Source organism: Streptococcus sp. 343_SSPC (genome assembly GCF_001072385.1).
Taxonomy (GTDB): Bacteria; Bacillota; Bacilli; order Lactobacillales; family Streptococcaceae; genus Streptococcus.
In genome coordinates, this window is sequence record NZ_JVKU01000016.1 from 244,631 (window position 1) to 255,956 (window position 11,326).

Below are 11,326 nucleotides of genomic sequence, written 5' to 3' on the forward strand. Positions count from 1 at the left end.
GTATTTTTATTGAGGACAGGGTCCTAGTCACCTTTTAGTTGCACTTGCGTATGGGCTAGCAAGTCTCCTAGATGCCTCTTATCTTTCCGAAACATCGTCATTGCCAGTAGCAAAACTGCGAGTAAAGTCGCTGAAATAGAAAGGATAATGGATAACCCATCAAAATCACTATAAAAGCCATGAATCGTGCCCGTATGACCAAGTTGCCAAGGTAAAAATTTGATGACGTTTCTGATCAAGCTAGCCTGGACTGTTTTTTTCTGGTAGACCAGTTCAAGTCCCGCTTTTACCTTCCCAAAACTGCCATCATTTTTATAATCCAAGAATGTGAACAGGAGCGTGATTGGCAATACAGAAGTGAAAAATACAAGCCACTGCGACTGAATTTCTGTAAACTCTGGGACGCCATTAAAAAAGATGATGTAAATAAGCATCGAACCTAAAAACAGAAGAACTAGGTAAGCTAAAATGAAAAGATAATCGAATAGAAATTCCTTTATTCTTTTTTTCAACGGAATAGGATTGATTGCTAACATCTTCACCACTGTCTCCCCCTTTCTCATCTCCTATTATAATATAAGGGTGCGAATAAAGAAACTATTTATAAAAAGAGGCTGGGACAAAAGTCCTAGCCTCTCATTTGTCTTTGGATTGTCGAGCAAGACGCAGTGGTTGAGTGGGCTCTACTACGCTGATTTCACCAGCTTTTATAACCCTACTCAACTGTGCGGAGGTGGGACTACGAAATCGAATTCTAACGAATTACCGATTTCTGTCCCACTCTCTTTCTTACTAATTTTCCCTATAAATAACAAAGCCATTTGGCTGAATGATCAAGCGATCATGGGAAATGCTTCCAAGACTCATCAGATCTGCCTGTTCTCTTTCTAAGACAACGTTTTTCTTGGAGTGGTTAAAGTAGGCTTTGAGAAGGTGGCCTTCATGCTGCCATTCTACTGCTACTACATCTGGCTCCACTTCTTTCAGACTCACTTTACCATGTTGGATCAACTCTGCTACTTCTTTTCGTAGCTGGATCAGGTCCTTCATAAAGTTCAGCATATCGTTGTCTGCTGACACGCGCTCCCAAGGCATGACACGCCGGCAATCCGGGTCTGGGCCGCCGATGAGGGCTAGCTCCGTCCCATAATAGATACATGGCGTTCCCCGTTGCAGATAGAGGAAGGCAAGGGCAGACTTGACTGACTGGAGATCCCCTTTGGCCGTCGTCAGGATACGCTCTGTATCATGGGAGTCTAAGAGGTTGAACATGACCTCAGAGATCTGTTGCCTGTAGTACATAGACTGGCTATTGATCTCCCAAATGAAGCGTTGTGTCTCCTTATGCCCCCGTAGGAAATAATCCTTGATACTCTCAGAGAGAGGATAGTTCATAACGGCATGGAACTCATCACCATTAAGCCAAGGTTGGGACGAATGCCAGATTTCCCCGAGGATATAGAGGTCTGGCTTCTTGGCCAAGACCGCCTTGCGGAAATCTCGCCAGAATTGATGGTCGATTTCATTGGCCACGTCCAGTCGCCAAGCATCAATATCAAACTCTTCAATCCAGTATGTCGCCACCTTCAATAGATAGGCCTTCACCTCTGGATTAGCCGTATTGAGCTTGGGCATATAGCCCGCAAAGGCAAAAGCATGGTAAGACAAGTCGCGACTATTCCAGAGATTATCCGTCTCAACCGGAAATTCCTTGATGTGGAACCAGTCCTTGTAAACTGAATCTTCTCCGTTTTTGAGCACATCCTGCCATTGGGGTGAATCATAGCCAATATGGTTAAAGACAGCATCCAGCATGATCTTCATCCCACGCGCGTGAGCCTCTTTCACCAGCTGTCGGAAGGTTTCCTTATCTCCAAAATGTCGATCAATTTCAAAATAATCAATGGTATCATACTTGTGGTTGCTCGGCGATTCAAAAATCGGACAAAGGTAGAGCCCTGTAATTCCTAACTCCTGCAAGTAGTCCAAGTGATCGATGATTCCCTGCAAATCTCCACCAAAGAAATCCAACATGGTTGGCGAAATAGACGCATCCCAAGGGCGGACTCCTTCTGGGGAAATGGCTGGATTCCCATTGGCAAAGCGCTCTGGAAAAATCTGGTACCAAACCGTCTGAGCCACCCAATCCGGGACAGCACAACCATCAATCTCATGGATAAAAGGAAGCTTAAAGCCATTCATGACGAAGTCCAGATTCTCCTTGGTGTAGGCTGCCACACCCCGGTCTCCGTACAAGATCTTCTCTCCCGCTGTATCCTCTAATTCAAAGAGGTACTGGATCCGGGCATGGCCAACAGATACCGACACTTGCCAATAATCAAAGAGATCGTCGGTCGTCACCTTGTTCATTTCCTTGGTCGCCTCATATAGATCCTCTATAAAAATAAAGGGATCCCCAAAGTGCAAGAAAATCCGTTTGATATCCTCTTTCTTAGTTCGGATGCGAATGTGGAGCTGGCCATCCTTATAAAGATAGGCGTACTCCGATTCAGGCCGGTGATAAATCGCTGTTAATTCCATCTGTCCTCGTCTCCTACTTTCTCTCTTTTCATCATTCATCAATTTATGCAAACGATTCCATAAACTATTTCTAGTATACTATTTTATAAAAACGTTTGCAATATCTTAAGAAAATTTTAGACCTCTAACTTTTTAAGATTGTCATGCAACACAAAAAGCCCAGTATTTGGGCTTTCTCATCATCTAAATGACTGATCCTTATTCCTTACTTGTATGTCGCTTCCCAAGACTGAGCGCTTGCTCTTCTGACATCTGAACCACCTTAGAAAAATTGGTATTGCGATGCATACTGTCCAAAGAATACCAATAAACCTCAGCACTGCCATTTCTGGCCACATAAACAACTGGAGCCAGTTGACGCGTTGGCGCTGCAGGCTCAACAGGTTGAACTGGCTGTGCAGGAACTGCTGGCTGACTCGGTTGAGGGGCTTGACTTGGTTGCGTCTCTACAGAAGGACTGGCTGGTTGTGGTTGACTAGTTGGTTCTGTCGGCACCAAGGATGGAGTCGCTGTCCCCTTCAGATAGTCAATGGTCGCATTCTTAGAATAATTTTCCAAGGTCACGGTGGTGATCCCATAAGCATCTACCAACTCTTTGGGGCTACTTAAATTGATTGGTAGAAGGTTGCCATCTCGATCAATTCCTACATATTGCAAGGTCACCTGCCGAGGAATCAATTCATCCCCCGTATAGACAGGCGTCACCTTATAATCCAGCCAATAATTGGGGTGGGTGGCCAGCCAGCTATCGAGCCGTTTCTCGTAGTAGAGCATACCTTCCACATTACTATCCGCTGTCCCTTTATAATTCCCCGTATTGGTCCAGGCAGTTAGAGGAACCAGATTTTTCCCTTCATTGGTCAGTCCACTAAATTGATAACCAATCAAATGCCCTCTGTGAAACAGCCAGGCCTTCTTCCCTTTGTTTCCATAAGCAATCTTATAATTGTGCCAGCCAACCGGATTATAGTTGAGATGTGGTTCTCTTTTTTTCTTTGGCTCATCCGTGTCCTGCAGCTGAATATGGGCTGAGGTCGCACGACCTAAATGATCAAAATCCCCCAGTACAAGCTGCTTACTGCCATTAAAAGGCAGTAGATGAAGACTTTGGTAATCGAGTCCAGTTTGCTGGGCTTGAACCCCTTGAACAACGGCCAAGGAAATAAAAACCGAGACCATCGCAACAATAACATTTTTCAAAAACCTTTTTGTAACCATGATTGAAACTCCCACATTTCTATCTAGTGATATTATAGCAGAAAAAACGGTTACAGACATAGAAGATAGATAATTTCTTCTCCTATTTCAATTATATGTTTTTAATGAGTTTATTCTCACTTTAATATTCTTTAGTATATAAAATACGGACAAGAATTTAAATACATAAAACGATCTACAACTTTCCTAAATCAACTTATATTCATACCACTCTTCATCTACTTTCTGAAAACCCAAAGCCAAAAACATTCTTTGACTTTGAGTATTAAAAGGATAAATTTGAGCAGTTACCTTAACCATTTTTTTCTCTTTGGCCAACTGTATCATTTCAGAAATACACCGTCTTCCGATCTGTAAATTCTGATACTCTTTGCTGATCACTATAGAAAGCTCTGAATTATCTTGAAGAGTCACATCTCCAACTAACACTCCCTCATATTGGATATAATAGCAAGAACCGTGTGAAGTTAGGTAATCATACATTTTATGAAGTTTTGTTACATCGTAAATCTGATCAGTATTATCCACTTGTTTGCAAACCTCACTATCTTGATACCAAAGAAGGGAGATGTCATCATTCCTATAATAAGGAATAAGAGTGATCTGATCGTCTACTATTCTATTCATCATGACTTGTTCTTATTTCTATTTAGAGGTTTCTTCCGATACTTCAATATTCCCCATCACCCAATTGGACATCTTTTTGCCTTTGTCTTTATAAGGGTTAGGAGGAAACAAGGTGAAAGGGGGGATGCTGGCATCTGGGAAGAATAGTTCTACGCTTATCGTTCGCTCGCGATTATGATTGACGTAGGCTGTAAAATAGATATGGTAATGTCCACTCACATCACCACCATTATCATACTCTCCTCTAGCAGTATTTGGCAATAAGGTAACAGATTCTATGTCCTGCTTTTCCCGGGCTAAGTTTGCGATGATCTCACGCTTAATAGCAGTCTCATGATTTCTGACGAAATTCCCATCATCACTATATCCAGGATGCTCACTAAGAGAATAGAAAACAAGGACCATCAGAAAGGGTAGAGAAATTAAAAAAATGATTAGCTTATTTGATTTTAACATGGAGGTTCCTCAATCTACTTATAAAAAATCTTGACCAAATCCTGCTTTGCACTGAGGATACGAGCAACATACACTGTATGCTTCTCCATATAATAAAATGCGAGATAGTTCTCTATTGGCATATAACGATAGGGTTTTCCATCATTCGTCATCTCACCATAGCCCCGGTTTGATACCAGAGGACAGGCTTCTGGAAACAGTTCTAGGGTCTCAAGAGCACTTAATAGCAAATCAACTTTTCCATCTGCAGCTTGCTGGCTATAAAAATTCACAAGAATATAGTCGTGAATGTCACGCAAGTCCTGCTTAGCACGATCTGAAAGAAAGACCTGATAACGTTTCAACTTAGTCAAGACCAAATTCCTTTCTCACATCAGCTACAGAAGTGACTTTTCCTTGAGCAATTTCCTGGTGCCCCACTAAAATCTCCTTCTTCAAATCCTCAAAGGCTACCTGATACTGCGTGTCCTGCAAATCACTTGAAACAAATTCTCTCGGATCCACAGTCCCGTTGGCAATTTTTCGAAGTGCTGCATTCAGGACATCTGACACAGAAATTTTTTGATCTGCAAGCACCTCTTTTGTTTTCTGGTAAAACATCGCATCTGCTCGAAAATTCACTGCTTTCGTGTTTGCCATTTCCACCTCTCCTTTGTACATACAATTTGTATATACATTCTACCATACATAAGAGAAGGGATTCAAGTGAAAAATGGATTCCTCTTTCACTAAATCTAATTAAGAGATACCGATAGTTAATCTATATTCTTTCTCTCGTGTCATCTGATACCTCCTAGAATCAACAATTTAAGTAGATTCCAAATCTTAATTTAACAACTCCAAGTAATTGTAGTCAATTATATTAGATATATTTTATTAATTTCTTTATAGTAAATTCCTATTTCTCTAGCCAAGAGAACGCTTGGTTTAGCATTTCTTTTGCTTGTCCAACTATACACGGTCCATGAGAAATAATAATATTCTTAGGTTCCCATTTCTTTATTCTATGATAACTCTTCAATGCTTGTTTTTTACCAAATAAAAAAGTCATTCTTAAATCTCTTGGTGTTTTACCATTTGGATAGTGATTATCACCTATTTTTAACAGTAGCTTTTCAAAAATCGATAAATTTTCTGTTTCTATGTTTTCAATAAGATCCGTTAAAATTAGAGTTGAACTTTCAGTATGGAAAAAAACAACCTCTTTCACGTAAAAACTTCCCTCAAATGTTGTAAAACAAATTTCTTCGTTCCAATTGGCCTTGCTTAATTCCTGACCATAATCTAAACTCATTCCCGATTTTCTGGCACGCTTTTGAACACCACTAGCTAGCCAAACTTTTGCTTCAGGAAATAGTTGATGCCATTCACCTATATAACTATAATGTAAGACATTGGGTGCAATAAGGTGTTTCACCTCACCTAATTGCTTGATTTCAAAAAGTAAATTGTCATTAGGCTTAGTCGGTGAATGCACCCAAAGACCACCATTCTGTAAACGGATAACTGTCATTCTAGTTGAAAAAGGCACTTTGAAGAATTTGAAATCCATCAGTACTTCTTCCCCATCCACAACCCATAGATTATCTGCTATCTTTTTTAAGGAATTGAGGGGACTATATTTTTTGACTTCCATGGAACTCTGCTTTCTAAATTAATAAAGTATAATCAATCGTTATTCTCCAAAAATGGTACCACCAAATCAATCCACTCTTGAGGCAGGTAAGCTGATAGATAGCCATGGTTATATCCCTTTGCTTCATACAGGATAGTGTTGGGATGTAGCTGCTGAAATAATTTCGCCGATGCTTTCACACAGTTTAATTCTTTTTCACCATAGATATACAGAACCTGGGCCTTGCTAGCAGAAATCGTCTCCTTCAGCTTGTAACGCCCCATATAGGTTTTGTAAATAGTCACTAATGTTTTGATAGGCGTCTTTGGCAGATCCTCCAAATAATAAGCTTTTATTTCCTCTGGATAAGCCAGTTTAGGATAGAGTTTGTTCATCATGCTTAATTGAAGTTTACAAGAGAATTTACTGAACATCAGTTTACCAAATAGTGATACTAGAAAGATGCTGATTTTAGCTAACATTGGTTGAGGAATACAGAGGCTTCCGTCTATAATAGCCTTCTCAGCTATCTCGCTGTCTAAGGACAAAAGCTCCATAGCAATTTGACCACCAAGTGAAACACCACCAATCGCAAACACCTTTCCACCACAGTTTGCTTTGATATAGTCTAGGATCTCCAAAGCGGAATCTTCAGTAGAAACATAATCAAGTTGATATTCTTCGCCGTGGCCATTCAAAGTAGGTAAAATAACACGGTATTCTTCTGATAAGAGCCGTGCTTGGCGGAGATAATTCCACCAAGAACTGCCACCGCCATGTATCAGCAAGATAGGAGGCAAATTCTTATCACCAAATTCATGAAATTTCATGTTTAAACTCCTTACTGTAAGACTTTCACTAGATACATCCCTCGTTTAACGTTATTGTACTGATATATTTAGACAGAGTTTTTATTATCTATCTCACAAAAAAGAATGAACCTGCCACTCCTTTCTGAAATCTATACCTCCACCTATTTCTCCAGTTTTATCACCTTATCATAGCGCTTCAAGTCCTCTTCACTATAGTGATGAATCACTTCTACAAGTGTTTGAGGGATGGAGAAGAGAAGTTGACTGATTTTCTCTTGATTTTTAAAGTCCAGATTGGCTTTGACCTCATCAGCTAGGATAAATTGGCGATTGTGATAGAGAGCACGGGCAATTTCCAAGCGCTGCTTCTCACCGCCTGACAGAGTCTGGTTGCTGAAATTTTTGTTTTGAAGAGTTTTCAAACCAGTTTGCCGAAGGATTTCATCCATCCTTACAGTATCAAGTTCTTGTCCCAAAGCAATATTTTCCTCAAGGCTTAAACCATCAAAGATATGACTAGACTGGAGAATGTAGGCTCCTGCTTGATAGAGTTCATCCGAGGTTAGCTCTTGCCCATGGTAACGAATCTGACCATGACTAGGCTCAATTTCACCATAGATTAGGTTCAGTAAGGTTGTTTTTCCAGAACCACTTTCTCCGATAATGGCAATCTTTTCACCTTCCTCAATAGTAAGATCACAAGGGGCTAGGATTTTTTGACCATCACGCTCTACACTGACTTTCTCTAACTGGATAGGAAAGATGGAACCTTCGAGAACAGAAGGCATATCCAAGTCTACTCCCAACAATTTTTGATATTTATCACAGAGAGACTTGGCTGATTTTCTAGTATTGATAAAATAAGATAACTCCTGAAATTGATAGCCAATATTATACGATACGAGGTAAATTCCTACAAAGCTGGCTGCAGATAGGTAGTTATAATAGGTCATGAAACCACCAATGACAATGGGCGCAACAGAGCAAAAAGCATCAATTCCATTGATAAAGAGACTATTTATGGTCCGTTGCTTTTCATAGGCGATTTCTTCCTTTAGAGCCTTGTGCAAATCTTTAGAAAACAGTTTGTAAAACAAGCTTTGTCCCCGATAATACCGTATGGAACGAGCACCTGCGATCATATTGGTTGCTTGAGAGACATAGGCTTGATTAGCTAAGGACTTCTCCTTCGTAATTTTATCCAAACGTTTAGAGCCAATTCCACTACAAAGAACAGGTATCGAATAAAAAATGATAAAGAGCAAGCCAAGATAAAAATTAGTCCAAAGAGCATAACAGATAGAGACGGTTGTAAATCCCAAAGAAGAAATGATAATAACAGTCGGCTCAATAAAATTATCTTCTAGCTGTTTTACATCATTTTCCAAGTCTGACAAAACTTCTTCATCCGCTATCCGACGGCTATATAGAAAAGTCTGAAAGATAGCCTTCTTAATACCCGACTTGAAGTCTGTCAGCACTCGTGCATAGTAATAACGTTTCCCCGCCAAACCCAGCAAGAGAATCAAATTTCCAACAATCCCCCAAAACAAGACCTGCCATAGCAAATGCAACTGGTGATTGGTAAAACTAGAGACAATATACTGAATCAAAGCTGGTGTAATGATAGCCTCCAGCCAAGTAATCATAATCGCCACAAAATAGAAGAATAAGTGCTTCTTGGTTACATAAGATCTAAGCATAACGTATAAACCTCCTGAAGTTATTTACCGACTTAGATAGTCGTTTTTTCTAGATGGGGATATAATAGGAGCCTGAATATTTGAATGAAACCATTAAACGTAACTATACATTATTGATTAATGATTTGAACTAATCGATTATAGTGATCCTCCGCACTTTCATCAAAGCGGCTCCATTTTGAATTAGTCGCTTGCTCTACTTCTTTCAAAAATTCAGATGTCTCATATGTCAACTTTAAAAGTTTTTTCACAACTTCTTCAAAATTTTCTCTTGATAACTGAGTCTCTCTAGAGTACTTAAAACCACGTTCTGTTATAATTGAAGGTCTGGTTCTCGAATTAATTTGATCATCAGAAAATCTATTAAGATGAGCCAAATCATTTCTTAGAGAGAAGAGATTATCTAATTTACCTATTACACCAACATCATCTATATTAATATCTAAAAGTTTTGAATACTTTTTATATTTTCCAGAAAATTTTTTTCCATTAGAATATTTTGTTGCAATGTTATTTAAACATTGTAAATACACTTTGGAATCGTAATTTTTCTTTAGGTCTTTCATTAATTTCTCTTTTTTTATCCCCTCAAAACCTTTTACTAACAAATCTATATTGAGTTTTAGCAACTCTTTGATTGAATCCTTAAAATACAACTCAAGGACACCTGTCAATCTTAAAATATAATAGTTTACAAAGGTACTATACATTTTTGAAGAGATTTCCTCTAAGTCAGTGAATATTGGAGCAATATACTTTTTATCAAAGTCATCTTCAATTATCCCTTCCTTAATACTTTGCTTAATTGCTCGGTTCTGCAATATTGAAAAATCAGACTCAAGCACTTGCAACATAATAATTGACTCGCATCTTAATTCATTCACTAAATTTGTAAATATATGATAGGATGCTCCAATCTCTCCGTTAGCTTTGTTTGCTGATTTATCACGTTCCATACTCATTCTGTGCTTTCTCCCCTACTTAATTAATAGTTCTATTTTATCCCATAAACGCAAAAAAGACCATAGCTAGAACGCCTACTCTCTTAGCTATAGACTTATAAATTCTCTTTTGTTACTTTTAAAAATTTAACGATGATGCTGCCGTTTTCACTGATTGAATTCTCTTTGATTATTATCAAGCGTCAAATTTAGATAAGTTTCATGGTACCTTTCCAGTTTTTTTCTTCATTAAAATTACTCCACTTCACTTCTAGATTTTCCTTATTTTCTCGAAAAACCTCTATGGACCTGAGGAAAGCTTGCTGCAGGGTTTCTTCATCAATATGGCGATTGGTGCACCCCCACCAAAGCTAAAAAAGCCACTGTTGCCAGTGACTTCATAAAACTTTTCGCTAAAAGGTTTCTAGGCTTTCATGAGCAGTGATACCGCCTCAACATGAAACGAGTGAACACTAAGTATGTCAAATGAACCTGTATGTATGTGGAAACATGTCAATAACACTTTTAACGATATCACAAGATTGTTGTTAAAAGGGTTTCCCTCAACAAACTGAAATTTACCAATGCTCATCATTACTGACAATTTTTAAGTTAATCCAAGCAAATTTCTATTTTAATTCTATCTGGATCTTCAAAATAGACTGCATAATGTTCTGCACCACCGGCATATGGATATTTATCATCATAAAGCAAAACTATATTTCTCTGAATAAGATTCTTCCTAATTTGATCGATTTTATCCTTAGTTTGACATCGAAAAGCAAGATGATTTAAGCCTATATTACATCTATTGTATCCGTTATTAAGATACTTTTCTTTTGTCTGTACAAAAACAATAGAAAATTCGTCCTTTTTATAGGAAAATCCGTTTTCCCATTCTTGAAACAACTCAAAACCTAAAATGCTAAGTATCCAAGAATAGAACTCCTTGGTTTTATCTAAATTACTTACATAAATGTCAATATGATGCATTGTTCCCTCTCCATCTAGTGCTGAAAATATCAATATACTCACTTCTACTTCGTTGATGTCTCAGCTCGTACAAGCAGTGATACGGCCTCAACGTGTGGTAATATTCTGCTTTTATACTAATAAACAAAAGGCAATTAAAAACATTTTGAAATGATACTGTGGACCGGAAAGTTGATCACTTCTTCCAAAAGAAATAACATCCATTCTATAATTTAAAATCCTTTTCTTTACTAATTCTATTACTAGCCAATATAGTATAAATTAAATGACCAATAAAAATGATGATAAAAATAACATAGCAGCCAGTCTTACAACTTACTACTTTTCATATGATAATTTACAAATATCTTTCCAGCTACTCGATCTTTTTAAAATCCTTATTGTTATTGTGATCATTTCGATAGGAGTCTTGAGAAGAAG

12 protein-coding genes and 1 pseudogene are annotated in these 11,326 nt (G+C 38.4%); all 13 read right to left on the bottom strand.

Annotated features, from left to right (window positions below):
* Positions 1-23 precede the first annotated feature (23 nt).
* Complete coding sequence (locus tag ADH27_RS05070; RefSeq protein WP_048716226.1) at positions 24-563, bottom strand: RDD family protein; 540 nt, start codon at positions 561-563, stop codon at positions 24-26.
* 229 nt (positions 564-792) lie between these two features.
* Entirely contained in the window at positions 793-2,541 is a 1,749-nt protein-coding gene (locus tag ADH27_RS05075) for a glycoside hydrolase family 13 protein (protein ID WP_048716227.1), read from the bottom strand.
* Between the two features lie 198 nt (positions 2,542-2,739).
* Entirely contained in the window at positions 2,740-3,759 is a 1,020-nt protein-coding gene (locus tag ADH27_RS05080; RefSeq protein WP_048716229.1) for a DNA/RNA non-specific endonuclease, read from the bottom strand.
* A gap of 186 nt (positions 3,760-3,945) precedes the next feature.
* Positions 3,946-4,389: a GNAT family N-acetyltransferase gene (locus tag ADH27_RS05085; RefSeq protein WP_048716231.1), complete on the bottom strand. Its 444-nt coding sequence runs from the start codon at positions 4,387-4,389 to the stop codon at positions 3,946-3,948.
* 15 nt (positions 4,390-4,404) lie between these two features.
* On the bottom strand, positions 4,405-4,842 hold the full coding sequence (locus tag ADH27_RS05090; RefSeq protein WP_048716233.1) for a hypothetical protein: 438 nt from the start codon (positions 4,840-4,842) through the stop codon (positions 4,405-4,407).
* A 14-nt stretch (positions 4,843-4,856) separates the two neighbouring features.
* Entirely contained in the window at positions 4,857-5,195 is a 339-nt protein-coding gene (locus ADH27_RS05095; RefSeq protein ID WP_048716235.1) for a type II toxin-antitoxin system RelE/ParE family toxin, read from the bottom strand.
* Entirely contained in the window at positions 5,188-5,481 is a 294-nt protein-coding gene (locus tag ADH27_RS05100) for a hypothetical protein (protein WP_048716237.1), read from the bottom strand. The genes ADH27_RS05095 and ADH27_RS05100 overlap by 8 nt, the downstream gene beginning before the upstream one ends.
* Before the next feature lie 259 nt (positions 5,482-5,740).
* Positions 5,741-6,478, bottom strand: a complete 738-nt coding sequence (locus ADH27_RS05105) for a DUF4336 domain-containing protein (RefSeq protein ID WP_048716239.1) — start codon at positions 6,476-6,478, stop codon at positions 5,741-5,743.
* A gap of 32 nt (positions 6,479-6,510) precedes the next feature.
* Positions 6,511-7,287, bottom strand: a complete 777-nt coding sequence (locus tag ADH27_RS05110; protein WP_048716241.1) for an alpha/beta fold hydrolase — start codon at positions 7,285-7,287, stop codon at positions 6,511-6,513.
* A gap of 143 nt (positions 7,288-7,430) precedes the next feature.
* Positions 7,431-8,972 (bottom strand): ATP-binding cassette domain-containing protein, encoded by a 1,542-nt coding sequence (locus ADH27_RS05115; RefSeq protein ID WP_048716243.1) that lies wholly within the window; start codon positions 8,970-8,972, stop codon positions 7,431-7,433.
* A gap of 110 nt (positions 8,973-9,082) precedes the next feature.
* Positions 9,083-9,934 carry a hypothetical protein gene (locus ADH27_RS05120; RefSeq protein ID WP_048716245.1) on the bottom strand — a complete coding sequence of 284 codons (852 nt, stop codon included), beginning with the start codon at positions 9,932-9,934 and terminating at the stop codon, positions 9,083-9,085.
* Between the two features lie 591 nt (positions 9,935-10,525).
* Positions 10,526-10,906 (bottom strand): VOC family protein, encoded by a 381-nt coding sequence (locus ADH27_RS05125; RefSeq protein ID WP_040803020.1) that lies wholly within the window; start codon positions 10,904-10,906, stop codon positions 10,526-10,528.
* 355 nt (positions 10,907-11,261) lie between these two features.
* Positions 11,262-11,326, bottom strand: a pseudogene (locus ADH27_RS09870) (N-(5'-phosphoribosyl)anthranilate isomerase); the annotation flags it as partial.

Bases quoted from the DNA above. Each gene is read 5' to 3' on its own strand.
- ADH27_RS05070 (WP_048716226.1), bottom strand. From the start codon at position 563: ATGAGAAAGGGGGAGACAGTGGTGAAGATGTTAGCAATCAATCCTATT.
- ADH27_RS05075 (WP_048716227.1), bottom strand. From the start codon at position 2,541: ATGGAATTAACAGCGATTTATCACCGGCCTGAATCGGAGTACGCCTAT.
- ADH27_RS05080 (WP_048716229.1), bottom strand. From the start codon at position 3,759: ATGGTTACAAAAAGGTTTTTGAAAAATGTTATTGTTGCGATGGTCTCG.
- ADH27_RS05085 (WP_048716231.1), bottom strand. From the start codon at position 4,389: ATGATGAATAGAATAGTAGACGATCAGATCACTCTTATTCCTTATTAT.
- ADH27_RS05090 (WP_048716233.1), bottom strand. From the start codon at position 4,842: ATGTTAAAATCAAATAAGCTAATCATTTTTTTAATTTCTCTACCCTTT.
- ADH27_RS05100 (WP_048716237.1), bottom strand. From the start codon at position 5,481: ATGGCAAACACGAAAGCAGTGAATTTTCGAGCAGATGCGATGTTTTAC.
- ADH27_RS05105 (WP_048716239.1), bottom strand. From the start codon at position 6,478: ATGGAAGTCAAAAAATATAGTCCCCTCAATTCCTTAAAAAAGATAGCA.
- ADH27_RS05110 (WP_048716241.1), bottom strand. From the start codon at position 7,287: ATGAAATTTCATGAATTTGGTGATAAGAATTTGCCTCCTATCTTGCTG.
- ADH27_RS05115 (WP_048716243.1), bottom strand. From the start codon at position 8,972: ATGCTTAGATCTTATGTAACCAAGAAGCACTTATTCTTCTATTTTGTG.
- ADH27_RS05120 (WP_048716245.1), bottom strand. From the start codon at position 9,934: ATGAGTATGGAACGTGATAAATCAGCAAACAAAGCTAACGGAGAGATT.
- ADH27_RS05125 (WP_040803020.1), bottom strand. From the start codon at position 10,906: ATGCATCATATTGACATTTATGTAAGTAATTTAGATAAAACCAAGGAG.